The organism is Sulfuriferula nivalis, from assembly GCF_009937995.1.
GTDB classification, from domain to species: Bacteria; Pseudomonadota; Gammaproteobacteria; order Burkholderiales; family Sulfuriferulaceae; genus Sulfuriferula; species Sulfuriferula nivalis.
Genome location: NZ_AP021881.1, coordinates 2215816 through 2241795, shown reverse-complemented (window position 1 = coordinate 2241795; position 25980 = coordinate 2215816). Strand labels below are relative to the sequence as shown.

Here is a 25980-nt window from a genome sequence, read left to right as displayed (position 1 = left end):
TTTTTAAGGTTATTAGATAAATATGGCAATTTCAGAGTTACAAATACAAACCGCATTAAAAACCGCAATTGATCCAAATACACGTAAGGATTTTGTTACCAGTAAAGCAATACGCAATATCAAAATTGATGGCGATAACGTTGTGCTTGATGTGGTACTAGCTTATCCAGCGCAGAGTCAGTTGGATGTGATACGTCAAATTGTGGTTGATAAACTTCAGACTGTGACAGGTATAGGCCGTATTGAAATTAATGTGAGCTTTAAAATAGTCACCCACAGTGTGCAGCGTGGTGTGAAGCTGATACCAAATGTGAAAAACATCATTGCTGTGGCGTCTGGTAAGGGTGGTGTGGGTAAATCGACTACGGCAGTGAATCTGGCGCTGGCCCTGGCTGCTGAAGGTGCCAAGGTGGGTATGCTCGATGCGGATATTTATGGGCCTTCACAACCCACCATGTTAGGCATACAAGGCCGTCCTGAATCACGCGATGGCAAAAGTCTGGAGCCGATGGAAGCGCATGGCTTGCAAGTCATGTCGATAGGTTTTTTGATAGATGCGGAAACACCTATGGTGTGGCGTGGTCCTATGGTGACGCAGGCGCTGGAGCAGTTGTTGAACGATACTCGCTGGCGAGATCTGGATTATCTGGTGGTGGACTTACCACCAGGTACAGGTGATATTCAATTGACCTTGGCCCAACGTGTACCTGTTACAGGTGCAGTTATCGTTACCACGCCACAAGACATTGCGCTGATAGATGCGCGTAAAGGACTGAAAATGTTTGAAAAAGTCGGAATTCCGATTTTTGGTGTGGTTGAAAATATGAGCATCCATATTTGCAGCAAGTGTGGTCATGAGGAACACATATTCGGTGAAGGCGGTGGCGAAAAAATGTCGGGTGATTATGACATTGAATTCCTTGGCGCATTGCCACTGGATATCCGCATACGTCAAGAAGCCGATAATGGTGCGCCGACTGTGGTGACAGCACCGAATAGCCGTATTGCCGAAATTTATAAACAAATTGCGCGCCGTGTTGCGGTCAAGGTTGCTGAACAAGCACAAGACCATAGCAGTGCGTTCCCTAAAATTGTTATTCAGAATACCTGATCATGTCTATTAAAGCAGATAAGTGGATACGTAAGATGGCGGAGCAACACGGCATGATAGAACCGTTTGAGCCAGGCCAGGTACGTGAAGTTAATGGTAATAAAATTGTGTCGTATGGCACATCGAGTTACGGTTACGATATTCGTTGCGCCAATGAATTCAAGTTGTTTACTAATATCAACTCGACCATCGTTGATCCGAAAAACTTTGACCCAAATTCGTTTGTTGATGTGGTCGGTGATTCGTGTATTATTCCGCCGAATTCATTCGCGCTGGCGCGTACGGTCGAATATTTCCGCATTCCGCGTAATGTGTTGACGATATGTCTGGGCAAATCTACTTATGCGCGTTGCGGCATTATTGTGAATGTCACACCGTTTGAGCCAGAGTGGGAAGGCTACGTGACCTTGGAGTTTTCCAATACGACCCCTTTGCCTGCGCGTATTTATGCTAATGAAGGTGTGGCACAGGTATTGTTCTTTGAAAGTGATGAAGTTTGTGAAACTTCATACCGTGACCGCGGTGGTAAATATCAAGGTCAGACTGGTGTCACATTGCCGACAATATAGAGTGCTATGATGTCTCGGCATCTTAACAAACCGCCAAGATGCCATCTTGGCGGTTTCATTTTTTAGCTTGGCTGCGTTATTGACGTGGCTTTAGGGAGTAGTGATGAAATTTCGTTTCCCCATCGTAATTATTGACGAAGATTTCCGTTCTGAGAATGCCAGTGGTCTAGGTATTCGTGCCTTGGCGCAAGCGCTTGAGCGTGAAGGTACAGAAGTGTTGGGCGTAACCAGCTATGGTGATTTGTCCAGCTTTGCACAACAGCAAAGTCGCGCTTCCGCTTTTATTTTGTCTATCGATGATGAAGAGTTTTCTTCACCTACAGCAGCTGACCAGGCTGTTGCGCAGTTACGTGTGTTTGTTGAAGAAATTCGGTTTCGTAATAGTGAAATTCCGATTTTCCTCTATGGCGAAACGCGTACCTCACGACACATTCCTAACGATGTGTTGAAAGAGTTGCATGGCTTTATTCACATGTTTGAAGACACACCTGAGTTTGTTGCCCGACATATATTGCGTGAAACTAAAACCTATCTGGATTCACTCGCGCCACCATTTTTCCGTGCGCTGACGCATTATGCTTCAGACGGCTCATATTCATGGCATTGCCCTGGGCACTCGGGTGGTGTGGCATTTTTGAAAAGTCCTGTAGGGCAGATGTTCCATCAGTTCTTTGGTGAAAATATGCTGCGTGCTGACGTCTGTAATGCGGTGGAAGAGTTGGGTCAATTGCTTGATCATACCGGCCCTGTTGCGGCTTCTGAGCGCAATGCGGCGCGTATTTTTGGTGCTGATCATTTGTATTTCGTCACTAATGGTACATCGACTTCTAATAAAATCGTTTGGCACTCTACAGTTGCACCAGATGATATTGTGGTGGTTGACAGGAACTGCCACAAGTCAGTATTGCACGCCATTATCATGACGGGTGCGATTCCCGTCTTCCTTACGCCGACCCGTAACCATTACGGTATTATCGGTCCAATCCCGCTGGAAGAATTCAAGCCTGAAAATATTCAGAAAAAGATTGATGCAAACCCGTTCGCGCGTGGTGTTAAAACCAAACCACGTGTGCTGACTGTGACGCAGAGTACTTACGACGGTGTGCTATACAACGTGGAAACCATTAAATCGATGCTGGATGGCGAGATTGATACTTTGCATTTTGATGAAGCCTGGTTGCCGCATGCAACTTTCCATGACTTTTATCATGACATGCATGCCATTGGTCGTGACCGCCCAAATTGTAAAGAATCAATGATATTTGCTACACAATCCACCCATAAAATGTTGGCTGGTTTATCGCAGGCGTCGCAAATTCTGGCGCAAGATTCAGAAACGCGCAAACTTGATAGAGATGTGTTTAATGAAGCTTTCCTGATGCATACTTCTACCAGTCCTCAGTATGCGATTATCGCGTCATGTGACGTTGCTGCTGCAATGATGGAGCCTCCAGGTGGTACCGCGCTGGTTGAGGAGTCCATTATGGAAGCGCTGGATTTCCGCCGTGCTATGCGTAAAGTTGATGAGGAATTTGGTGATTCATGGTGGTTTAAAGTATGGGGCCCTGAGTATTTGGCCGAAGAAGGTGTGGGCGAGCGTGATGACTGGATATTGCGTGCTAATGAGCGTTGGCACGGGTTTGGTGATTTGGCTGACGGCTTTAATATGCTGGATCCAATTAAATCAACTATTATCACACCGGGTCTGGATGTTGATGGTGACTTCGCTGAATCCGGCATGCCTGCGGCTATTGTTACCAAATATCTGGCTGAGCATGGTGTGATAGTTGAAAAAACTGGTTTGTACTCATTCTTTATCATGTTTACCATTGGTATCACCAAAGGCCGCTGGAATACCATGCTGACTGCGTTGCAGCAGTTCAAGGATGAATATGATCGCAATCAGCCATTATGGCGTGTCCTGCCTGAATTCATTGCTAAATATCCGCGTTATGAACGTATGGGACTGAAGGATTTGTGTGATGCAATCCATGGTATCTATAAAGCTAACGATATCGCTCGCCTGACTACGGAAATGTATTTGTCTAACATGGAGCCAGCGATGAAGCCTACCGATGCGTTTGCCAAAATGGCGCATCGTGAAATTGATCGTGTAGAAATTGATCATCTGGAAGGTCGTGTGACTAGCGTATTACTCACACCATATCCACCGGGTATCCCATTGCTTATTCCGGGTGAGCGTTTCAACGCCACCATTGTTAATTATTTGAAATTCGTACGTGATTTTAATGAGCGTTTCCCTGGTTTCGAGACTGACACGCATGGCTTGATCAAGGGGGAAGTGGATGGCAAGACGGTTTATTATGTGGATTGCGTACGATAATCAATTTGTCAGATTTTTGTAAGTATGTATCTTACGTTGTTTTTAAAGTTGATCTGTAGATTTGATGTTGTAAAAATCCCTGTTCTTATTGTGCAAAGACGTTTAAATAAGTATATTATTTAAACGTCTCCGCTGTTAAGAGCATGGATAAAAATGAAAAAAATAATATTATTTATCGTTTTATTTGTAGTCCTGATCGGTAGTTATTTTGAATATCGATACGTCACCAGCCGGCCTCATGATGAGATACGAATTTCATCTAATCCATGGGTCGGATTTACGCCATTTATTTATGCGCAGGAGAAAGGGTGGTTGGAGAAGACGCCTTTTCGCTTCGTCTGGCAGGTGGATTTAACAGAAAATTCCAGACTCTATGAACGTGGGTTTACCCAAGGCTTCACGGCAACTCAGTATGAACTGTTGCATTTCAAAGACCGTAGTCATATCAAACCTGTTTTTCTGATTGATCGCTCTGCTGGGGCAGATGTGGTTCTGTCTAACTGGACATTGGATAGTTTGCGTCACACGCACCAGCCGATTACTGTTTATCTTGAAGTAGGTTCGCTGCAGGATGATTTTTTCAAGGCGTTCGTTCGAGAAAATGGTTTGGCAAATTTGAAGTTCGTTCTGACCAATAGTTCACAAAAATCGATGGTTAAGATTCAGCCTGCGCAGGTGCCTATTATCGTATTGTCGTATGCGCCATATGCGTCTGAACTTATTCGGCACGGGTTTTCGGCTATCGCTTCCACTCAAACAATGCAGTCATTTTTTGTGATTGATGCTTTGTACATGGATGAGCGCTATGTAGATCAGCGTGAACAGCAATATCAGGCTCTCAAGGAAATTTTTGATCGTGCTTTGGAACGTTTTCACACAAACCCCCAAGAGTATTATGAAACCATACATGGGTATCTGGAGGGGCAAAGTTATGATGAGTTCATGGCTACAACGACCCAGATTGCTTGGCTGGATCACAGTAAAAACGCAGCTATTTTGCAACAATTGCAATCTCAGCATATAGGCACGGATCGGTTGTTGCCATGAAAATTCATAAACTGACGCTGGTTGGGATAGTAACGTTAGGTTTAGCGCTGATTATCTTGTCCATAGGGTTTTACACGATTGCCCGTATTGAGATGATCAGCAAGATAACTGATGGACTTGAGCAGAGTTTGTTTGATCTGGAGAGCAATACCCGTAGAGCCTTGCAGAATGATCGGGGTGAAGATGTGCAAGCCATACTCGACCAGGTTTCCGTGCTTAATAAGGCTGTTGCAGAAGCGTCTTTTTCCAGGAATGGGCGCACTATTGAAGCTTCTTCATCACGTTCGCTCAATGGGTCGGCAATCAGTCGTGCATATTTGCCTTTATCCCAAATGAAAATTGGTCTGACCAGTCGTAACCATCTGTTTTATCGGGACGATTTTTATTATTTTGAAGGTGCACAGAAATACAATGCAACATTATTGATACAGGTCAACGAAGAGTATGTATTTGGACATTTGCAAAAAATAGCTAGCTATTACTGGCTAGCGGTGTTTTTGACGCTGGTGCTGTTAGGTACCATTATGTTTCTGGTTATACGGCGTGTACTGGTTATTCCATTGGAGATGCTGACGCAGCATGCTCAATCTGCTGATTCAAAAAAAGAAGCTTACTTTATTGATGAGCTTGCAGAACTGGATTGCACATTAAGTGACTCGTTCACGCATATGCGTAATCAGCAACACAATCTCCAAATAGCACTAGATGAATCACATTACCTGGATGAGATACTGCGTACGGTTGCTGATATTAATCAGTTATTGATTACAGCCAGTGGGGTTGAAGAGCTGATAGGTAAAAGTGTGCAGCGTTTGTCGCAGCACCCTGGTTATGCCGCATGCTGGCTGGCTACTAGTAATCCTAATGATCGTATAGAGATTAAGGCACTTTCGTCGTCTTTATCGAGCAAATTAATTGTGGGTATGGTACTGGATGATGGAACCGATAGTTTGAACAGTCCAGTCATACAGGCATTTGGGCAGCGCAAAACAATAGTGGTTGATCAGCTGCAGTCACATGCGGCTAACACCCCATGGTATTTATTTGCTGAGAACGACACTCATGGATCATTTATCGCACTGCCATTGTTACCCAGTGTTCATGATAAACCTATAGGGGTGCTTGGTTTATATTCTTTACCCACAATTGGTTTTGCGGCCAAAGAGATTGCGATGCTTGAAGAGCTTGCTGGGGATGTTGGATTCGCAATCCGAGCTTTTATGCAACGTGATCAACTCGAGAATCATCTGACGACTGATCCTACTACACAATTACCCAATCGCGTGGCATTGGCAGATCGGCTTGTTGCTGATCCTAATGTTATGTTGTCTATTATCAACATTGATCGTTTTAGCGACATTAATGAAGTATATGGCGTTGTTATTGGGGATGGGGTGTTGGCTGAGTATGGGCGTTGGCTTTCCCACTTGCTTGACTCGAGGGATGATATATCTCTGTTCAAAATAGGCAGTGATGAATATGTACTTGTCTTTAGTGAATGTATTAATTTGATGCAGTGTAAAGAGTTTCTGGATCACCTGATTATGCTGAGTGCTAAAGCAAGTTTCGTGATTGACGATGTTGAAATTGTGCTGACTGTAACTGTGGGTATGGCGGCTGCGTCAGATCAAGTGCTTGAACATGCTACTTCGGCACTGAAACAGGCCAAACTGGCTCGTCAGAGCATACAGATGTATGACAGCACATTATCTAAAAGGGGGCAGGAAAGTAACATCGCCTGGTACAAGCGGCTCAGAGAGGCGATTGAGGAGTCGCGTATCGTCCCTTACTTTCAACCTATTGTTAATAACCAAACTCGTCGCATAGTGAAATATGAAGCATTAATGCGTCTTATTGAACGGGATGGGAATGTGGTTAGTCCATACGAGTTTTTAGGCATAGCCAAGAAAACCAAACTTTATGGTCAATTAACAAAGATGATGGTCGATAAGGTGATAGCGGTTTTCAAGGACAGTGATATCCCTGTCAGTATCAATTTATCGACCGAAGACTTGCTGAATGGCGAACTTGCTGATTATCTGGAGCGGACTATTCTTTTGAATCAGATAGGAAAAATCATCATATTTGAGATACTGGAAAGCGAAGGGATAGAAAACTATGTCGAGGTGAGTGCCTTTGTAGAGCGTTTTAAATCCATAGGCTGTCGTTTTGCGATTGATGATTTCGGTTCAGGCTATTCCAACTTTGATCACCTGCTTAAATTGAATATCGACACCCTGAAAATTGATGGCAGTCTTATCAAGAACCTGCCACATGACCGCAATGCTCAGATTATTGTGAAGCATATTTGTGATTTTGCTGGCGAAATGGGTATATCAACGGTGGCTGAGTTTGTGTCTAACGAGGAGATTACAGGCAGGTCAGTGAAATTGGCATTGATGCATCACAAGGTTATTATTTCTATGAGCCAGCACAGTTGCTGGTCAGGGAATGACTGGATTGAAAACGCTGAAGATGGCGATGGCCATCTTCAGATGCAACAGGGCCCTAGCTGGATATGCCAACCACTACGACTGATATAATACTTAACCAAGCCACGCCGATTAATATTACGGTAATTCCTAATGGTAGTGGGCTTTCGTAGCCAAATAAAAATTCTTTCATCATCATCTCCTTACCAGATTAAAGTAGAAGCCTGCATCTAAATAATAGTTCGCAGAGCCAGTTTGTCAACGTATCTAACTGCCAAATTCACAATATAAAGATAAGATTATCTTTATATGTTTTTATGATATAAAATTAATAGGCAATATGCAAATAATTTTTTGTTATTCAGGAGAAATAAGTATGAACAGATCCAGACATGGTCAACAAGGATTGACCATATTGATGTTGATGGGGATTCTAGCAGTAGTGGGTATTGTGGCTACGATAGCTATTCGTGCATATACCCATTTGTAAAAACACTATTGTATTAATGTGTCTGGTTGCATAAATCGTTGCGCGCAAGTCTGTACTTAACATCCATGCGCGCATCGAGTTGAATTAGTAATCTCTTTCGATTTGTAGCGTGTTAAGCAGGATATCTGCTGCTACCATATTTGCACCATGTCCTAACCCATCCAGAATTTCACCGTCGTTCCAGCCCAGTGCCTTGAGGGTGGAGATGTCCGCAGGGGAGGCGGGTGCAGATGTTTGCGTCGCTTTTAATACAAACATCAGCATGGCTTTATCTTTTTCCGATAGCGGTGCATTTTGCGGATCTTGTTTGGTTGCGGCGACTTGCTCAATACTTACGCCACCCATGTTAATTAACATGGCTTCGTTGAAGCCTACACAGTATTCGCATCGGCCATGATCAGAAATCAACATGCGCATAAAAGCAAGCAAGTTAAAACTCAATGTTGGGTGCTGCATGTAATAGCCTATGTTGTGCCAGTGTTCGGCGAGTAGCACGGGGCTGCTGCTATAAATTTGTAAGGCATTGGGCACACTGCCAAATGCACTTGAAATTTGGTCATAAATGACTTTAACCTGACCTTCAGCATTCTCTGGGGTGTAAGTATTAATTAACGGCATTTCTTTCTCCTTAAATGTAGATACCGACCATTCGGTATCTTAAAAGTGATATTAAAACGATTAATATCACACTAGCAAAACGTCAAAAACGTTTAACTGAAACTAAATTAACAAGCTACGCACATAGCCGTGTAGTTGGGTCATGCACAAACTGAAAGCGGAGGGCGACTGCTTATTTTTAGCGATACTTAAACAGCCTTCCCATGCAGAGACTACAAATAATGCAGCAGCTTTGATATCAATCTCAGCCTTAATGATGTCATGTTGTTGACCATGTTCCAGTGCGCTATAAACAGCTTGTTGCCATGCTTCAAGCACGACATTGAGCTGATGCCTGAACTGATCATCCAGTGGGCTCATTTCCTGCATTAAATTGTTCAGTGGGCAGCCGAGCTTAATGCCTTCTTCCCCCATAAAGGTATCAACTCCTGAGATGATTTCCAGTAGCGTGGTGACGGGGTGGGGGCTGTTTAATAGGGGTTGAAAGACAAGAGCATCTAACTGTGGCTCGATGATTTCGTCAATCACCGCTAAACCAAGTGCATGCTTGGTTGGAAAGTGGTGATATAACGCCCCTTTCGTTAATTCAGTCGATTTTAAAATATTGGCAATACTCGCACCCTGAAAGCCGTGCTGGTGTATTTCGCAATAGGCTGATTGCAATAATTTTTGGCGTGTTATGTCTTGTTTAATGTTTTCCATAGCGCAATTAGATACCGACCGGTATGTATGTGTCAAGCGTTTTAGTTTGCTCTGGTATTATTTGGGAAAACTCTAATTGTTTGTATTATGATGTGATCATTAAAAGCTAAGTATCGTAGAACTATAAAGGGAGACAACAATTGCATACGCTATTTTTTTTCGGGGTCGTAGTCGTTATTCTGATTTACACGGTAAGTTTGTATAACAGTCTGGTAAGCGTGAAGCATGCTGTTGCTAAGGCATGGGCAAATATAGATGTGTTGCTTAAACAGCGTCATGATGAACTACCGAAACTGGTAGAGGTATGCAAACAATATAAGCAATTTGAGCAAAGCACACTACAGAAAGTCATCGAGGCGCGTTCCCAGGTACAAGTTGCCCGTGAGCAACAGGACATCCCTGCACTTGGGCAGGCGGAAGGTATGTTGCGGGCTGGTTTGGGGAGTATTTTTGCAGTAGCAGAAGCATATCCGGATCTGAAAGCCAATGAGAATTTTATGCAATTGCAAAACCGTATCAGTTCACTAGAGAATGCGATTGCTGACCGTCGTGAGTTTTACAATGAGTCAGTAAATATCAACAACGTACAAATAGAAGTTTTTCCAGCCAGTGTTATTGCAAAGTTGTTTGCTTTTGAAGAAAAGCCATTACTGGTATTTTCGGCTGGGGAAAAGGCTGATGTAGATATCAAGCAGTTATTTAATTAGCTGGCGGAATAGCACGGTAAATGTTGTTCAACATTCTATCCTCATGCATGGTGATGATTGACTAGCAGTTGTATGAGGCAGATTTTCTTATGAATTTTTCGGTATCTTCCTTGCAAGATTGGCTACATCGTGAATATGCGCAACTGCTGACTTCGGGTGCGCAGTTGTTGCTGGTGTTGCTTGGCATGCGATTGCAAACGCGTGATGGCTGGCTTTATTGTTTTGCGGCTATTGCCTTGATCAGCGTTTTTGCTTGGTTATCCACGTTGTACAGATTGCGTGCCTTGCGCAACACTCCCACCTCTAAAATTGCTTCTGCTGCTCAAGGTTATGTTGAGTTGACAGGGCGTGGCCAGGCTTATTGTGAACAGCCCTTGTACAGTGTGCTAAGTCGGCGTCCGTGTTTATGGTGTCGATATAAAATTGAGCAACGTGATAGCAGGGGTAACTGGGAACCAGCGGGTAGTGGTCAAACCGATGATTCTTTTGTGCTGCGTGATGATACTGGCACTTGTATCATAGACCCAGAGCAGGCTGAGATCGTTACCCAGCATTACAATCAATGGCAAGAAGATAGTTATCGTTACACTGAATGGCAGTTGTTGGAAGGCGACATTGTTTATGTCATTGGCCAATTTAGTACGCAAGGTGGTAGCACGCTGGCGTTTAATCCGCGTATGGAAATGAATGCATTGCTGACTGAGTGGAAGAAAGACATGCCTACGTTGCTTGCACGTTTTGATCTCAATAAGGACGGTGAGCTGAGTATGGATGAATGGACGCTCGTTCAACAAGCGGCCAAACGCGAAATAGATAAAACGATGGCGGAGATGCAATTACAACCCGATGTTCATTACATGGGAAAACCTGCGGATGGTCGGTTATACCTCATAGGTAATATTTCACAGCAACAGTTAACTCGTCGTTTTCTGCTCTGGTCATGGGCACATCTGATCATCTTTTTTGGTGCGTTGAGTGGAATCGGATGGGTGCTGCAACATGGTGCTGTTTGGCCATGATAATTTATTGCTGGTTGTATCGTTTTCGTAATGGATTAAATTCTTAGTTAATAAGTTTATGAACATAATTTATATGTTTGACGAAAAATAGTAACGTAGGTTACTATAAACTAAGTTATGTTCACTTATGGTACGTTATGGTAAATCAATGTTTTAATGCTTTCGAGCAGCGCCTGGATAATATTGCAGAGCAAATTTCTGGACAGCCACGTCAAGAAGTGAAGTTGTCTCGCATACAAATTATGATTGCAAAAAAACTGCAAGAGCTGATGAATCATAATTTACAGCCATACGGTATTAATGACACGATATGGACTGCATTGGTGATGATCTATTCCAGTACTGGGCGGTGGTTATATCCCAGTGATTTAAGTCATGTACTGGGTTCATCACGTACACATATCACACGATTCGCAGATGAAATGGTTGCAAAAGGGTGGTTAAGTCGGCGTGAGCATGAAGAAGACAGACGTAAAACAGTACTTACTTTGACAGCCGCAGGTATTGCCTTGGTAGAGGCAATCATGCCTAAACAATGGTCAGTCTATCAAGCTATCTGGCAGGATTTTAGTGCTGGTGAAAAGGACCTGATGGAAAACTTACAACGTAAATTATTAGACACATTGGGTAGTTTTGATGCATTTTCGCAGCCAGATAAGTCAGCAGTAGCAATGTGTACGAGTGTACAGAATAAGGGAGTGAAACGATGAAAATGCGGTTGATCGCGGGGCTGGTGGCTGGGCTGCCTTTGGTGGGATGTACTGCCGTTGGCCCTGATTTTAATGAGCCTGCGGCACCTGCGGTGACTAGCTATACTCAGCAAACTACAACCAAAACGGTTGCGACTAATGTCGCTTTGGGTGCTGGTCAGCAGTTCGTGGCAGGACAAGCAGTACCATCTGCCTGGTGGCAGTCGTTTCATTCAGATAAATTAAATGCCTTAGTTGACCAGGCGCTGACTGCCAGCCCGAGTCTGGCTGCGGCGCAAGCGACTTTGCGGCAGGCTCAGCAACTGTATGCTGCACAGTCGGGAGCGACGCGCTACCCAGTGGTGAACGCAAAATTAGGTGCGCAAAGACAAAAATCGAATAATTCGTCTATCGGTATGGATGGGGGTGAGCGCATTTATGACCTTTATAATGCCGGAGTGAATGTCACTTATACCTTCGATTTGTTTGGTGGCAATAAACGCAGTTTGGAAGCGTATGCTGCGCAGGCTGATTACCAGCAGTACCAGTTTCAGGGCGCACGTTTAACCTTGGCTGCGAATGTGGTGACGACAGCCATGTTGCAAGCACAATATGATGCGCAAATTACAGCTACCGAGTCAATAATTGCATCACAACAACATCAACTGGATATTGCACAACAGCGTTTCAAGCTGGGGGCAATTAATCAAAGTGATGTGCTAAATTTACAAACTTTGGTTGCACAAACCCGTGCAACCTTGCCTGCTTTGCATACGCGACTGGCACAAACCCGTACTTTGTTGGCAACGCTCATCGGCAAAACGCCAGCCGAAGTGCAACTGCCGCAATTTACGCTGGCGGATTTTAAGTTGCCTACAGAATTGCCTGTAGTTGTACCTTCAGAATTAGTGCGGCAGCGGCCAGATATTCAGGCTTCCGAAGCGTTGTTCCATGCGGCTAGCGCACAATATGGCGTAGCTATAGCCAGTGCATACCCACAAATTAATTTGTCGGCGAATCTGGGTTCGCAGGCGCTGGCAGCATCCAGTTTGTTTGGCGCCAGTTCTATAGTCTGGGGACTTGCCAGTCAATTGGTGCAACCCATATTTAATGGTGGGCTTAAAGCAGGCATTAAGGGCGCAGAAGCCAGTTTTGATGCGGCGGCTGCAAACTATCGTGTGACTGTATTGCAGGCGTTCCGTAACGTGGCTGATGCCTTGCAACAGTTAGACGGGGATGCGCAAACTTTGCAAGCGCAAGCCACCGCAGACCAGTCCGCACAGGCAGCATTGCGTCTGGTACAACAGCAGTTCAAATTAGGTAGCGTGAGTTATTTGCAGTTATTGACTGCCCAGCAGCAAGCTCAGCAAACACAAATCGCCCTGGCAACCGCGCAGGCGCAGCGACTGATTGATACCGCAGCACTGTATCAGGCGATGGGTGGTGGCTGGAAAAATGATGAAAATATCGAACAATCTACTTTAACAGCGAAATAATTACGGAGTATATGAAGATGAGCAAGGGCACAACTAAACGTATGGTCATCATGCTGTCAGCGGCAGCAATCGTGTTTGGCGGAATATACGGCTTTCAACAGTTTCGTAACAAAATGATTAAGCAAGGCATAGGTTCTCAGGCGAATCCACCTCAGGCTGTTTCAACTACGACGGCGCAATTGGCAAGCTGGCAGCCTACGGTAGAAGCCGTGGGAACGTTACGTGCGGCGATGGGCGCGACGTTAGCAGCGGAAGTGAGTGGTCTGGTTACGGCGATTCATTTTGATTCGGGCAAAACTGCACAAGCGGGACAGATACTGGTTGAGTTGAATGCTGCGCCGCTCGTTGCGCAATTGCCACAGTTACAAGCGAATGCGGCCTTGGCAAAACTCAACTACGAACGTGATTTGGCGCAATTCAAAATACAGGCAGTCAGTCAGGCGCAAGTAGATACCAGTGCAGCGAATTTCAAAGTTGCACAGTCACAAGTTGCGGCACAGCAGGCGTTAATAGCGCAGAAAACGATACGTGCGCCGTTCACCGGTCAGTTGGGCATACGTCAGGTGGACTTGGGGCAATATGTTGGCCCTGGTACAGCGATAGTGAGTCTGCAAAAGCTGGATCCGATTAACCTTGATTTTACTGTGCCACAAGGTCAAATGGGGTTAATCCGATTAGGTGCAAAAGTCAGTGTGGCAACTAATGCTCAGCCAAATAAAACCTATAACGGAAATATAGAGGCGATAGAACCGCAAATTGATACGACAACACGCAATCTGAAAGTACGTGTGAAATTGGCGAATCCACATGGCGAATTATTGTCTGGCATGTTTGCTACCGCGCGAGTGGGCGATGGTGCTGTGCAGCAATACATTACCTTGCCTAATGTGACGATTGCTTATAACCCATACGGAAGTACAGTGTTTGTGGTGAAATCAGCAGGTAAGGGGGCGGATGGTAAAGACAAGCTGACTGCAGAGCAGCGTTTCGTGACGACAGGCATGACCCGGGGCGACCAGGTTGCAATTACTTCGGGCTTAAAAGCGGGTGAAACGGTTGTCACTGCAGGGCAGCTCAAGTTGCACAATGGCTCAACTGTGTTTGTGAATAACAGCATACAGCCAGATAACAACCCTAATCCTACGGTGCATGATCTATGAGTACGCCTGCGCGCACGGTAATGCGCAAATTTACCGATATATTTGTTGAGCGCCCCGTTCTTGCCACGGTAATCAGCTTGGTGATACTGGTGTTGGGGCTGCGTTCATTGGGTACTTTGCCTATATTGCAATTCCCGTTCACGCAAAATGCCGTGGTCACGGTGAGCACCGCGTATCCTGGTGCAGATGCAAGTCTGGTAGCGAGCTTTATTACCACACCACTGGAAAATGCAGTGGCGCAGGCAAATGGTATCGACTACATGACCTCCAGCAGCGTGGCCGGGGTAAGTACGATTACTGCCAACCTGCGTCTGAATTATGAACCTGATAAAGCGTTGACCGAGATTAATACCAAGGTGAATGCAGTGCTCAATCAACTGCCACCACAGGCGCAAAAGCCGACGATGTCGGTGAGCATAGGCCAGACTATCGATGCTATGTATATCGGCTTTTATAGTGATGTGCTGCAACCAAATCAGGTGACGGATTATCTGGTGCGATCAGTACAGCCGAAATTACAAGCGGTAGAAGGCGTGCAAAATGCTGAGTTGTTAGGTGCTAAAAACTTTGCCTTGCGTGCCTGGTTAGACCCACAGAAGCTGGCCTCAGTAGGGCTGACCGCAGCTGATGTATATAGTGCATTGGCCGCAAATAACTACCTGTCGTCCAGCGGGCAATCCAAAGGGCAAATGGTGCAGATTAATCTCAATGCATCGACAGCAGTTAATTCATTACCTGCATTCAAGGAAATGATCATTAAACAGAATGCGGGTGCAGTAGTGCGTTTGCAGGATGTGGCGAATGTGACTTTGGGCGCTGATGATTATGATTCTAGCGTAGCATTTGACGGTAAAAAAGCTGTTTATATCGGTATCCAAGTTGCACCGGGTGCGAATCTGCTAGATGTTGTGGCGCGGGTACGTAAAGTCATGCCGGATGTGCAGGCGCAATTACCTAAAGGTTTGCAGGCAAATATTGTGTATGACTCGACCAAGTTTGTGAACTCGTCCATACACGAAGTAGTGAAAACACTGATAGAAGCGATTTTAATTGTGACTGTTGTTGTGTTTGTATTTTTGGGTTCATTGCGTTCGGTCATTATTCCAGTCATTGCGATCCCATTGTCACTGGTAGGAACGTTTACGGTAATGTTGGCGCTAGGTTATTCAATTAATTTGCTGACTTTGCTGGCGCTGGTATTGGCGATCGGTTTGGTGGTGGATGACGCGATTATCGTGGTGGAAAACGTCAGTCGCCATCTGGAAGAGGGCTTATCTCCTTTTGACGCAGCGACTTTGGCCGCGCGCGAACTGGCAAGCCCGATTATCGCCATGACTATCGTGCTGATTGCGGTATATGTGCCGATAGGGTTTATGAGTGGTTTAACCGGTGCATTGTTTACCGAGTTTGCGTTTACATTGGTTGGCGCAGTGACCATGTCGGCAATTATTGCGCTGACCTTGTCTCCTATGATGTCGTCTCGCATGTTACGCGCACCAAAACAAGAAGGTGGTAATTGGCAAGATCACTTGGTGCTATGGCTGGACAAGCAGTTTATGCGTTTGCATGTGGCATATGAGCGCAAACTGGATGGCGTGCTTAATCATGTGCCCGTGATTGTGGTCTTCGCGCTCATCATGCTGGGTGGAATATATTTTCTGTATACCACGTCGATGACGGAACTGGCACCGCAAGAAGATCAAGGCGTGTTAATTGCGGCATCTTTTAATGCACCTGATGCGACTTTGAAACAGCGTGAGTCCTATGGTCAACAGGTACATGATGTATTCCGCTCGCATCCTGAAACTGGGCATATATTTCAGTTGAATATGCCGACTCAGGCTATCAGCGGTATGGTACTGAAACCTTGGGATGAACGGGTAAAAACTGCCGGTATGTTACAGCCTGTGGTGCAGAAGGAACTTGGAAAAATTGCAGGATCGCAGAATGCGATCTTTCAACCGCCACCATTGCCAGGCCCTCGTGGTTTGCCCGTACAGTTTGTGATTACCACGACAGAACCGTTCTCAAAATTGTTTGAAGTGTCACAGCAGTTCTTGCAAGCGGCGCAAAAAACAGGGAATTTCATCTTTTTGCAATCTGATTTGCGTATCGATTTACCCCAAACCACCGTGGTGATAGACCGTAATATGGCCGCACAATTGGGTCTGAATATGCAGGATATAGGTTCAGCATTGTCGGCAATGCTGGGTGGTGGTTACGTCAATTATTTTGAATATAGTGGGCGTGCTTACAAGGTGATACCGCAAGTGCAGCAGAAGTTCCGGTTAAATCCAGAACAGCTGGAGCAGTATTATTTGCGTAGCGCCAGTGGGCAAATGGTAGCATTATCAACAGTCGCACATCTGGAAACTAAGACACAACCAGAAACCATTAACCATTTCCAGCAGCAGAATATGGCAACTATTCAGGGTGTGGCATTCCCAACAGTTTCACAGGGACAAGCACTGGAATCACTGCAAAAGCTGGCGAAAGAAACCTTACCAGCAGGTTATAGCTTTGACTATGCAGGTGCTTCACGTCAGTTCATGCAGGAATCAGGTGGACTGGTGCTGACTTTTTTCTTTGCTATCATCATTATTTTCTTGGCATTGGCAGCACAGTTTGAAAGTTTCCGTGACCCAGTGATTATTCTGGTATCTGTGCCTATGTCGATAGCAGGTGCGTTAATCTTCATTAACTTGGGTATCGGTCATGCGACGCTGAATATCTATACCGAAGTTGGTCTGGTGACATTGATAGGCTTGGTGTCCAAGCACGGCATACTGATTGTGGAGTTCGCCAATAATCTGCAACGTACAGGATTGACAAAACGTGCTGCGATAGAGAAAGCTGCTGGTCTGCGTTTGCGTCCTATCCTTATGACGACTGCCGCGATGGTGCTGGGTGTGGTGCCATTGATAACAGCCAGCGGTGCAGGTGCAGTCAGTCGTTTCAATATGGGTCTGGTAATTGCCAGCGGTTTGGCAATTGGCACCCTGTTTACATTATTTGTTGTACCTGGCATGTACATGCTGATGGCGGCAGATCATACGCACGATAAGGTTGATCAGCCAGCTTAGTTGTTTCTGCTTCCGAAATCCCCTCATGATGAGGGGATTTTTTTGACTAGGGTTGTATTATTGTTAGAACTGACCCCTTGTTTTTCCTTATTTGGCTAATTTTCTAATTTGGTGGTTAACATCCAACTGGTAAATTATTTTACTAGTAAAGCGTTAATAGAGTTGCTAATCTAGATAGTGCGATGTGCAATTTTAATAAATAGGGCGTGAAGCCAAATTTCCAGCTGAATATATTGTACTGAGCCACACATCATGATTAAACAATTACTACTCGCTTCTGCTTACTTTGCTGCTGGTTGGTTAGGCTTGCAAATACCCTCTATTGGCACGCATATCACGCTGGTATGGCTACCTACGGGAATCGCAGTTGCGGCTTTATTGCTCTGGGGGCGTGGTGTCTGGCCCGGTGTTTATTTGGGTGCGTTTCTCGTAAATCTTGCTATAGGTTCGGCTTGGCCGCTGGCAGCCAGTATCGCAATCGGCAATACCTTGGGTCCGTTGCTGACTGCGACATGGTTAAAACGTGTAGGTTTCCAAACTTCATTTGCTCGGCAGAAGGATGTCGCGCTATTTATCAGTGGCGCGATGATAGGCATGATGGTATCCGCATCTGGTGGTGTAATGAGTCTGTATTTTGCTGGACTTCTGCCTGTGGACTTTATTGCATCTGCCTGGTTTACATGGTGGATGGGGGACGCAATAGGTGTATTGTTGGCCGCACCGATAGTACTTAGTCTGGGGAAAAAGCGTTTCGTACACCCTATCATCAAATATCATAAAGAATTTGTACTCTGGATACTGGTTGCTACTCCGACAGCCTGGTTTGCCTTTGTTCATGACTATCATGGGGGGAGCCAGACTTTGCCGCTGGCATATTTGACCTTACCGATGCTGGCATGGGCGGCATTGCGTTTTGGCAATACCGGAGCAACACTATCCGGTTTGGCTTTTTCGGTGGTTGCGGCCTGGGCAACGGCTACCGGGCATGGTGCTTTTTACATGGAAGATACGCATGTCAGTTTGTTTCTGATCTGGAGCTATATGGCAACTATAGTGCTGACAGGCTTGCTGATTACGGCAATGCAGGCTGAACGCTGGCAGGTAGTGCAAACTTTGCATGAGAGTGAAGCGAAGCTGAGAGGGCTTTATGAATTATCCCCACTGGGGATAGTGCTGACTGATATGGATGGTAAATTTATTGAATTTAATCAGGCATTTCAGGATATCTGTGGGTATTCCACGGAGGAATTACACACACTGGATTATTGGGAACTTACACCGCGAAAATATGAAGCTGACGAGGCTAGGCAGCTGGCGTCATTGCAAAGAATAGGGTGTTATGGTCCTTATGAAAAGGAATATATCCACAAAGATGGTCATCTGATTCCATTGCGGCTCAATGGTATGGTCATTACTGCTAGTGATGGCAAGCAACAGATCTGGTCTATCGTGGAAGATATTACTATCAGTAAGCGGTCGGCATTGGCTTTACGTAGAGAGAATGAGAAAAATCAGGCGTTGCTGCGCAATGCCAGTGACGGTATTCATATCTTGGATATGAAAGGCAATATTCTTGAAGTCAGTGATTCTTTCTGTACGATGTTGGGCTATAGACGTGAAGAAATGGCAGGTATGAATGTTACACGCTGGGATGTGCAATTTCCTGTTGCTGAAATTGAACCAACGATCAAACAGCAGTACGATAAACAGGCCAGATCTGAATTTACAACTAAACATAAGCGTAAAGATGGGCACAGTTTTGATGTGGAAATCAGTGGTTTCCCGCTGGAGTTGGATGGGAAACCCGTCATGTTCTATTCTTCGCGCGATGTGACTGATCGTCTCAAGGCTGAAGATGAAATCAAGCATCTGGCTTTTTATGACACCCTCACCAATTTGCCTAATCGACGTTTGCTGACCGACAGGTTAAGTCAGGCAATTGCCACCAGCGCACGTAGCGGTCGTAAGGGCGCATTGTTGTTCATAGATCTTGATAATTTTAAAACCCTCAATGACACATTAGGTCATGATCAGGGCGATTTGTTGCTACAACAAGTCGCGCAACGACTGGCAGGCTGCGTGCGTCAAGGAGACACCGTGGCACGTTTTGGTGGTGATGAATTCGTAGTGATGCTGGTTGATCTTAGCGAAAACATGGATGAAGCGGCTACAGTAACTAAAAATGTGGGAGAAAAAATACTTGCCACACTTAATCAATCCTATCAGCTTGATGAACATGTTCACCATAGTACCAGCAGCATAGGCGCGACATTGTTTGATGGGCATCAACATCCTATAGAGGAATTGTTAAAACATGCAGACATGGCCATGTATAAGGCCAAAGAAGCGGGTCGCAATGTCATGCGGTTTTTTGATTTGGGGATGCAATCGGCAGTGACAGTTCGCGCCGCATTGGAAAATGATTTACGTTACAGCATACCTAATCATGAGTTTATTCTTTATTACCAGCCACAAGTTGACCGTGATGGCCGTATGACTGGAGCCGAAGCTTTGGTGCGTTGGCTGCATCCTCAGCGAGGTATGGTACCGCCAGACGAATTTATACACGTTGCCGAAGAAACTGGGCTCATACTGCCTTTGGGAAAATGGATACTGGAAACCGCTTGTGCACAGCTTGCACTTTGGGCAAAGCAACCGGAACTGGCTCATTTAACTTTGGCTGTGAATATCAGTGTGCGCCAGTTTCAGCACGAAGATTTTGTAGAGCAGGTACTTGCAGTAATAGATCAGGCGGGCATAGATCCAAACAAACTAAAACTGGAAATTACTGAAAGCATCATTCTGGATAATGTGGAAGATATTATTACCAAAATGGATGTGCTTAAAAATCACGGTGTGGGTTTTTCATTGGATGATTTTGGGACGGGTTATTCTTCATTGTCATATTTGAAACGTCTGCCACTGGATCAGTTAAAAATTGATAAATCCTTTGTGCGTGATGTATTTACCGATACTAATGATGCCGCGATCGCCCGGACTATCGTTTCTCTTGCACATGGCTTGGAGTTGTCGGTGATTGCGGAAGGGGTGGAGACTAATGCACAACAAAACTTCCTGGCAAATGCAGGATGTTTTTCCTATCAGGGATATTTGTTCAGTCGGCCATTGCCAGTCGCTGAATTTGAGCTGTTTATGAAACAACAGTGAACTATATGAAGCGTTGTATAACAGGATGTCGAGCGTTATAGTAATATTTTCAGTTTTCTACCCCCGGCAACAGTAAAACCTTCACGTTCATAAAATGCGATGGTTTTGTCAAATTGTGGCAGGGGTGGTGTTGTGACTTCCAGTCTTTTCCAGTCTCGGGTTTTACCAAATTTCTTGGCGTGCTGTAACAGGTTAAATCCTATTTTTTGTGAGCGGAAAGCGGGGCGCACATAAAGTTCAGGAATGGTGCCAAAAACACCTTCCGCATAGAGCGCATAACTTTCACACAGGGTAATGAAACCTAGATAATTTTCAGCTTCATCTCTGGCGATGAATGGGAAATATTTATCGTTTTTGATGAGATAAATCAGCTGTGCTTTGGTCTGAGCTTCATCAAAATTAAACGCAGCTACACCAATGACGCCCATGATTTCGTGCAGCAACTCGCCAACCATAATGGCGATTTGTGGGGCATCTTCTACTGATGCATGATGAATATAGGTGGGTGAGTTCACAATGCTTTGTGTTCTATTTCATGCAGATAAATAAATTCTGGCGATTTGACACCCGCTTTTTCTCGAATGGTGACTAGTTCGGGAGATTCAAAAAATTGGCGCGCAGCGTCTAATGAAATCCACGCGGAGAAATGCACTATGTTATTGGCATCGCTGTCGTAGCGTAGCAGTTGATAACTTAGTTCACCTGCGATTTTGCGGATGCCTGCGGCTTGGTCAAAGATAATTTTCCATGCAGCATATTCCGCGACTTCGTGAATGATGAGTACGTGCGGCATTATTTCTTTCCGTTCAGGAATGAACCTAGAATCCCGCGTATCAGTGTACGACCCACTTCCGATCCGATGGCACGCGCTGCGCTTTTTCCGAAAGATTCGAGCATGTTTTCGCGGCGGCGGGCGGAAGTAGCGCCATTGTTGCTGTTTAAAATGCCATCCAGCCAGCCGCCATTTTCTGCAGGCGCTGGTGTGGTTGAGGCTTCGGCTGTTGTTGCTTTGGCTTGTTTGATTTTTTCATAGGCTGATTCACGGTCTATGACTTGTTCGTAGTGTCCCGCGAGCAGTGAGCTTTGTATAATTGATGCGCGTTGCTCTGGAGTAATGGGGCCAATTTGCGCAGTCGGCGGCAATATCAGCGCACGTTCGACTATGCTGGGCCGACCTTTTTCGTCCAGGCAGGAAACTAAAGCTTCGCCTACGCCGAGCTCGGTAATCACGGCAGCTTCGTCGAGTGCAGGGTTGTCGCGCATGGTCTGCGCGGCAGCGTTGACGGCTTTTTGATCGCGTGGACTGAATGCGCGTAATGCATGCTGGATGCGGTTGCCTAGCTGTGACAGGATTTTATCGGGCACGTCTGCGGGATTTTGGGTGACAAAATAAACACCCACACCTTTGGATCGTATCAGTCGTACAACTTGTTCGATTTTATCAACTAGTGCAGTTGGTGCATCGTTGAACAGCAGGTGGGCTTCGTCAAAGAAAAACACTAATTTCGGCTTGTCCAAATCACCCGCTTCAGGCAGATTTTCATAGAGTTCAGAGAGTAACCAAAGCAGCAGCGTGCCATAGGTTTTAGGTGATTGCATCAAGTCATCGGCAGCGAGGATATTGATCATGCCGCGACCCTTTGCATCAGTTTGCAGCAAATCGTCGATATTGAGCATAGGTTCACCAAAAATATGCTCGCCGCCCTGAGTTTCCAGTGACAGTAATCCGCGCTGTATTGCACCTATGCTGGCAATAGAGACATTGCCATATTCGGTGGTGAAGTCTTTGCTGTTGTCGCCGACATACTGCAACATGGCACGCAGGTCTTTGAGATCAAGCAGCAGCATGGCGTGATCGTCGGCGATTTTGAAAACCAGATTTAAGACGCCGGCCTGCGTTTCATTCAGGTTGAGCATGCGTCCGAGCAATAATGGCCCCATGTCCGAAATTGTTGCACGCATGGGGTGGCCTTGTTTGCCAAAAGCATCCCAAAAAGTAACGGGATAGGCGCTGTAGGCGAAATCGGTAAGTGCCAGTTGTTCTACTCGCGCTGCAACTTTTTTATTATCCCCACCTGCTACTGATATGCCAGATAAATCACCTTTGATATCTGACATGAATACAGGTACGCCGATGCGCGAAAACTGTTCTGCCATCACTTGCAGGGTGACGGTTTTACCCGTTCCTGTCGCGCCAGTAATCAAACCATGGCGATTGGCCATTTGTGGCAGCAGATATATGGCGTGTTCAGACTGGGCAATGTGTATAGGGTTAATCATGGCAGGGCGGGGAGTAAGCTATAATGAATAATATTTTACGCGAATATAGTGACCGACGGATAGCCAGACTTGACGAGTTTGATTAGACTCGCGTAATATAGTTGATTGATTTAGTCAGGTATTTTTTAGGAGTGTGAAAATGAGTGTACAAGATATTATTCGTGAACAAGTAACAGGTCATAAAGTCGTGCTGTATATGAAAGGCACGCCACAGTTTCCACAATGTGGTTTTTCAGCAAATGCAGTGCAATTGCTGAAAGCCGCAGGTGCAGCTGATGTGTTTACCGTTAACGTATTAGCCGATAACGATATCCGTCAAGGTATTAAAGATTATGCAAACTGGCCAACTATTCCACAGTTGTATATCAACGGTGAATTTGTCGGTGGTTCAGACATCATGAAAGAAATGTCACAATCAGGTGAATTGCAAAAGATGATTGCAGCTTGATTTAGTAAATACGCTGCACAGCATGCGTTGTGCAGCGCTCATTATTTATTCTTTAATTTGCTGCGCAATATGTGCCAGCGCCTCATCTACCTGATCTATTAATATTAAACACACATCGCCAGCTGATAAGCGCGAGAGTGCCAAATCTATCGCATTAAACTCACCATTAATTTCATCAACTTGTTTAGCGCGAGTTGCACCGACTAAGCCTGCGCGTAACAGTGCCAGCACTTCGCCATCAGCACGTCCACGCTGGCATTGATCCTGATAGAGGATGACCTGATCAAACGCGGCGCCCAGAATTTCGGTTTGCTGGCGGATGTCCTGATCGCGACGATCACCGGCACCACTGATAACAACATGGCGCTGTTTGGCGGGGATGCGTTCTATGGCTGCAACCAGCGCGATGATGGCATCGGGGTTATGACCGTAATCAGCGATGAGCGTGGCACCACGGTAGTCGAATACATTAAAACGACCTGGCGCAGTTTGCGCGTCATTGACGAAGTCGCTGACACCCCGGCGGATAACTGCCCAGTCCATGCCTAACCCCCATGCCGCGCCGATTGCACCCATGGCGTTGTCAATCTGGAAGCCGATGCTGCCATTGCGCGTCAGGGGAATATAGGCGAGTGCAATGCGCTCAATTAAATCGCCCTGTTTGGCAACGATGTAGCCGTCTTCGACAAAGATGACCCGTTGCCCGCGTGCACAGTGGGTGGCAATCACTGGGTTACTGCGTTCCTGGGCAAAATAGATGATGCCGCCGGGACAACTGTTAGCCATTTTGACGACAGCAGGATCAGCGGCATTGAGTACTGCATAACCTTGAGGTGACACGTTTTCGACAATGACGCGTTTAACCACTGCGAGTTCGTCAGTGGTGTTGATGTAGTTTAAGCCCAGATGGTCGCCTATGCCGATATTGGTGACGATAGCGATGTCGCAATGGTCAAATGCCAAACCCTCACGCAATACACCGCCACGTGCGGTTTCCAGCACTGCGGCGTCGACTTCCGGATGTGCCAATACGTTACGCGCACTCTTAGGGCCGCTGCAATCGCCTGTGTCTATGCGCTGTCCGCTGATATAGACACCATCCGAATTGGTCATGCCTACGCGTAAACCATTGTGTGTGAGCAGATGCGCAGTCAGACGTACGGTGGTGGTTTTGCCGTTGGTGCCGGCAACAGCAACGATGGGAATGCGCCCATTGTCGTCAGCTGCAAACATGCTGTTAATAATTGCAGAGCCTACGTCGCGGGGTTTGCCAAATGAGGGCGCGAGGTGCATACGCAGGCCAGGCGCTGCATTGACTTCAACGACGCCACCTCCTTGTTGTTCCAGCGGGTGATGTACGCTGTTGCACAACACATCCACGCCACAGATATCCAGCCCTATCATGCGTGCAGCATCGACTGCACGTGCAGCAAGTTCTGGATGGACGTCATCAGTGACATCCGTCGCGGTGCCGCCTGTGCTAAGGTTGGCATTGTTACGCAGTACGACTAATGCACCTATCGTGGGTATGCTATCTATGGTGTAATTTTGCTTGCTCAGCGTAGCCAGTGCTATCTCGTCCAGACGGATTTTACTTAGTGAGGTGGCGTGACCATCACCCCGATTCGGGTCTTGATTAACGGTTTCAACAAGCTCAACTATGCTGTGGACGCCATCACCGAATACATGCGGTGGATCACGGCGCGCAGCAGCAACAAGCTGGTTGCCAATGACCAGTAAGCGGTAATCGTGGCCAGTGATATAACGTTCTACGATGACTGAAGAGCTGATTTTGCTGGCGGCATGATAAGCCTCTATTACTTGTTCACGGGTTTCCAGATTAACTGCAACACCTTTGCCCTGGTTACCAAATTGCGGCTTGATCGCGACTGCACTGCCGATTTCTTGCGTAGCTAGCCAGGCATCTTCGGCATCCGTCACTGGTCGACCTGCGGGTACGGGTACGCAGGCAGCTTCCAACAGCATTTTAGTGAGCTCTTTATCTTGTGCGATGGCTTCGGCAACGGCGCTGGTTGCGTCGGTTTCGGCGGCAAGGATGCGGCGTTGGCGACTACCCCAGCCAATTTGTACCATGCTGCCTTCAGTCAGGCGTCTATAGGGCATGCCACGGTTCACTGCAGCCTGCACTATGGCACCAGTACTTGGGCCTAAGCGTATGTCTTCGTCAAGTTCACGCAAAGCAGTCAGTGCGGCTTCAGCATCAAAAGGGGTATCGTTAGCTGCAGCCAGACATAATGCGTAGGCATAGTCCAGTGCCATACGACCTACGCTTTCTTCAGTAAATTCGACAGCAATCTGATAGGTGCCGGCATCTATGGTCGGCGTGGTGCGGCTAAAAGTGACGGGGCAGCCAGCATGAGCTTGTAATTCCAGTGTTGCTATTTCCAGTGCGTGCGCCATAGGAATGTGGTGATCGCCGCCTATTGGTTCTAATGCACCTATTGCAGGAAAGCGTGCGCGTAAACGAGTTTCAAAGTCCGGTAGTCGAGTAAGGTCGGTTTCAGCCGGTGTACATACAACTATTGCTTCAATAGAGGTATGAAGACTCCACAAATTGGGGCCGCGTAGGGCGCGTATGCGAGATATTTCCATGTTC

19 protein-coding genes are annotated in these 25980 nt (G+C 46.1%); 13 read left to right on the top strand and 6 right to left on the bottom strand.

Annotated features, from left to right (window positions below):
• Window positions 1-22 precede the first annotated feature (22 nt).
• From apbC to SFSGTM_RS10965, 5 genes are all read left to right on the top strand, one after another.
• Window positions 23-1111 carry an iron-sulfur cluster carrier protein ApbC gene (gene apbC / locus SFSGTM_RS10985; protein WP_162085207.1) on the top strand — a complete coding sequence of 363 codons (1089 nt, stop codon included), beginning with the start codon at window positions 23-25 and terminating at the stop codon, window positions 1109-1111.
• A gap of 2 nt (window positions 1112-1113) precedes the next feature.
• Window positions 1114-1680: a dCTP deaminase gene (gene dcd / locus SFSGTM_RS10980; RefSeq protein ID WP_162085206.1), complete on the top strand. Its 567-nt coding sequence runs from the start codon at window positions 1114-1116 to the stop codon at window positions 1678-1680.
• A 103-nt stretch (window positions 1681-1783) separates the two neighbouring features.
• Window positions 1784-4024 (top strand): arginine/lysine/ornithine decarboxylase, encoded by a 2241-nt coding sequence (locus SFSGTM_RS10975; RefSeq protein WP_162085205.1) that lies wholly within the window; start codon window positions 1784-1786, stop codon window positions 4022-4024.
• Between the two features lie 153 nt (window positions 4025-4177).
• Complete coding sequence (locus SFSGTM_RS10970; protein WP_162085204.1) at window positions 4178-5071, top strand: type 2 periplasmic-binding domain-containing protein; 894 nt, start codon at window positions 4178-4180, stop codon at window positions 5069-5071.
• Window positions 5068-7614: a sensor domain-containing diguanylate cyclase gene (locus SFSGTM_RS10965; protein ID WP_162085203.1), complete on the top strand. Its 2547-nt coding sequence runs from the start codon at window positions 5068-5070 to the stop codon at window positions 7612-7614. The genes SFSGTM_RS10970 and SFSGTM_RS10965 overlap by 4 nt, the downstream gene beginning before the upstream one ends.
• Window positions 7615-8077: 463 nt before the next feature.
• Here the strand turns inward: SFSGTM_RS10965 and SFSGTM_RS10960 are convergent, their stop codons facing one another.
• A complete protein-coding gene (locus SFSGTM_RS10960; RefSeq protein WP_162085202.1) occupies window positions 8078-8611 on the bottom strand; it encodes a carboxymuconolactone decarboxylase family protein in 534 nt (177 codons plus the stop codon).
• A gap of 102 nt (window positions 8612-8713) precedes the next feature.
• Window positions 8714-9313, bottom strand: coding sequence for a TetR/AcrR family transcriptional regulator (locus SFSGTM_RS10955; RefSeq protein WP_162085201.1), 600 nt, complete (start codon window positions 9311-9313; stop codon window positions 8714-8716).
• Between the two features lie 140 nt (window positions 9314-9453).
• Between SFSGTM_RS10955 and SFSGTM_RS10950 the strand changes: the two genes are divergently transcribed.
• From SFSGTM_RS10950 to SFSGTM_RS10920, 7 genes are all read left to right on the top strand, one after another.
• Window positions 9454-10020 (top strand): LemA family protein, encoded by a 567-nt coding sequence (locus tag SFSGTM_RS10950; protein ID WP_162085200.1) that lies wholly within the window; start codon window positions 9454-9456, stop codon window positions 10018-10020.
• Window positions 10021-10109: 89 nt separating this feature from the next.
• Window positions 10110-11039, top strand: a complete 930-nt coding sequence (locus SFSGTM_RS10945; RefSeq protein ID WP_162085199.1) for a hypothetical protein — start codon at window positions 10110-10112, stop codon at window positions 11037-11039.
• Window positions 11040-11176: 137 nt separating this feature from the next.
• The gene (locus tag SFSGTM_RS10940) at window positions 11177-11749 is read left to right on the top strand and encodes a MarR family transcriptional regulator (protein ID WP_162085198.1); all 573 of its coding nucleotides are present in this window, start codon (window positions 11177-11179) and stop codon (window positions 11747-11749) included.
• Entirely contained in the window at window positions 11746-13224 is a 1479-nt protein-coding gene (locus tag SFSGTM_RS10935) for an efflux transporter outer membrane subunit (protein WP_162085197.1), read from the top strand. Before SFSGTM_RS10940 ends, SFSGTM_RS10935 begins: the two co-directional genes overlap by 4 nt.
• A gap of 17 nt (window positions 13225-13241) precedes the next feature.
• On the top strand, window positions 13242-14384 hold the full coding sequence (locus SFSGTM_RS10930) for an efflux RND transporter periplasmic adaptor subunit (RefSeq protein WP_162085196.1): 1143 nt from the start codon (window positions 13242-13244) through the stop codon (window positions 14382-14384).
• Window positions 14381-17467, top strand: coding sequence for an efflux RND transporter permease subunit (locus tag SFSGTM_RS10925; protein WP_162085195.1), 3087 nt, complete (start codon window positions 14381-14383; stop codon window positions 17465-17467). The genes SFSGTM_RS10930 and SFSGTM_RS10925 overlap by 4 nt, the downstream gene beginning before the upstream one ends.
• A 252-nt stretch (window positions 17468-17719) precedes the next feature.
• On the top strand, window positions 17720-20635 hold the full coding sequence (locus SFSGTM_RS10920) for a bifunctional diguanylate cyclase/phosphodiesterase (protein WP_162085194.1): 2916 nt from the start codon (window positions 17720-17722) through the stop codon (window positions 20633-20635).
• A gap of 35 nt (window positions 20636-20670) precedes the next feature.
• Here SFSGTM_RS10920 and SFSGTM_RS10915 read toward each other — a convergent pair whose 3' ends face one another.
• Genes SFSGTM_RS10915 through SFSGTM_RS10905 form a run of 3 tightly spaced genes read right to left on the bottom strand, consistent with a single transcriptional unit; the run spans window position 20671 to window position 22915 of the window.
• Window positions 20671-21150: a GNAT family N-acetyltransferase gene (locus SFSGTM_RS10915; protein ID WP_232525968.1), complete on the bottom strand. Its 480-nt coding sequence runs from the start codon at window positions 21148-21150 to the stop codon at window positions 20671-20673.
• Window positions 21147-21428 (bottom strand): antibiotic biosynthesis monooxygenase, encoded by a 282-nt coding sequence (locus SFSGTM_RS10910; RefSeq protein ID WP_162085193.1) that lies wholly within the window; start codon window positions 21426-21428, stop codon window positions 21147-21149. The genes SFSGTM_RS10915 and SFSGTM_RS10910 overlap by 4 nt, the downstream gene beginning before the upstream one ends.
• Window positions 21428-22915 carry a helicase HerA-like domain-containing protein gene (locus SFSGTM_RS10905; protein WP_162085192.1) on the bottom strand — a complete coding sequence of 496 codons (1488 nt, stop codon included), beginning with the start codon at window positions 22913-22915 and terminating at the stop codon, window positions 21428-21430. The genes SFSGTM_RS10910 and SFSGTM_RS10905 overlap by 1 nt, the downstream gene beginning before the upstream one ends.
• A gap of 139 nt (window positions 22916-23054) precedes the next feature.
• Between SFSGTM_RS10905 and grxD the strand changes: the two genes are divergently transcribed.
• The gene (gene grxD, locus SFSGTM_RS10900) at window positions 23055-23363 is read left to right on the top strand and encodes a Grx4 family monothiol glutaredoxin (protein WP_162085191.1); all 309 of its coding nucleotides are present in this window, start codon (window positions 23055-23057) and stop codon (window positions 23361-23363) included.
• A gap of 45 nt (window positions 23364-23408) precedes the next feature.
• On the opposite strand, the gene cphA is transcribed toward grxD, so the two are convergent.
• Entirely contained in the window at window positions 23409-25976 is a 2568-nt protein-coding gene (cphA, locus tag SFSGTM_RS10895) for a cyanophycin synthetase (protein WP_162085190.1), read from the bottom strand.
• Window positions 25977-25980: the final 4 nt, after the last annotated feature.

What these genes read in the sequence shown, in the direction of transcription:
- apbC (WP_162085207.1), top strand. Translation starts at nt 23, where the DNA reads ATGGCAATTTCAGAGTTACAAATACAAACCGCATTAAAAACCGCAATT.
- dcd (WP_162085206.1), top strand. Translation starts at nt 1,114, where the DNA reads ATGTCTATTAAAGCAGATAAGTGGATACGTAAGATGGCGGAGCAACAC.
- SFSGTM_RS10975 (WP_162085205.1), top strand. Translation starts at nt 1,784, where the DNA reads ATGAAATTTCGTTTCCCCATCGTAATTATTGACGAAGATTTCCGTTCT.
- SFSGTM_RS10970 (WP_162085204.1), top strand. Translation starts at nt 4,178, where the DNA reads ATGAAAAAAATAATATTATTTATCGTTTTATTTGTAGTCCTGATCGGT.
- SFSGTM_RS10965 (WP_162085203.1), top strand. Translation starts at nt 5,068, where the DNA reads ATGAAAATTCATAAACTGACGCTGGTTGGGATAGTAACGTTAGGTTTA.
- SFSGTM_RS10960 (WP_162085202.1), bottom strand. Translation starts at nt 8,611, where the DNA reads ATGCCGTTAATTAATACTTACACCCCAGAGAATGCTGAAGGTCAGGTT.
- SFSGTM_RS10955 (WP_162085201.1), bottom strand. Translation starts at nt 9,313, where the DNA reads ATGGAAAACATTAAACAAGACATAACACGCCAAAAATTATTGCAATCA.
- SFSGTM_RS10945 (WP_162085199.1), top strand. Translation starts at nt 10,110, where the DNA reads ATGAATTTTTCGGTATCTTCCTTGCAAGATTGGCTACATCGTGAATAT.
- SFSGTM_RS10940 (WP_162085198.1), top strand. Translation starts at nt 11,177, where the DNA reads ATGGTAAATCAATGTTTTAATGCTTTCGAGCAGCGCCTGGATAATATT.
- SFSGTM_RS10935 (WP_162085197.1), top strand. Translation starts at nt 11,746, where the DNA reads ATGAAAATGCGGTTGATCGCGGGGCTGGTGGCTGGGCTGCCTTTGGTG.
- SFSGTM_RS10930 (WP_162085196.1), top strand. Translation starts at nt 13,242, where the DNA reads ATGAGCAAGGGCACAACTAAACGTATGGTCATCATGCTGTCAGCGGCA.
- SFSGTM_RS10925 (WP_162085195.1), top strand. Translation starts at nt 14,381, where the DNA reads ATGAGTACGCCTGCGCGCACGGTAATGCGCAAATTTACCGATATATTT.
- SFSGTM_RS10920 (WP_162085194.1), top strand. Translation starts at nt 17,720, where the DNA reads ATGATTAAACAATTACTACTCGCTTCTGCTTACTTTGCTGCTGGTTGG.
- SFSGTM_RS10910 (WP_162085193.1), bottom strand. Translation starts at nt 21,428, where the DNA reads ATGCCGCACGTACTCATCATTCACGAAGTCGCGGAATATGCTGCATGG.
- SFSGTM_RS10905 (WP_162085192.1), bottom strand. Translation starts at nt 22,915, where the DNA reads ATGATTAACCCTATACACATTGCCCAGTCTGAACACGCCATATATCTG.
- grxD (WP_162085191.1), top strand. Translation starts at nt 23,055, where the DNA reads ATGAGTGTACAAGATATTATTCGTGAACAAGTAACAGGTCATAAAGTC.
- cphA (WP_162085190.1), bottom strand. Translation starts at nt 25,976, where the DNA reads ATGGAAATATCTCGCATACGCGCCCTACGCGGCCCCAATTTGTGGAGT.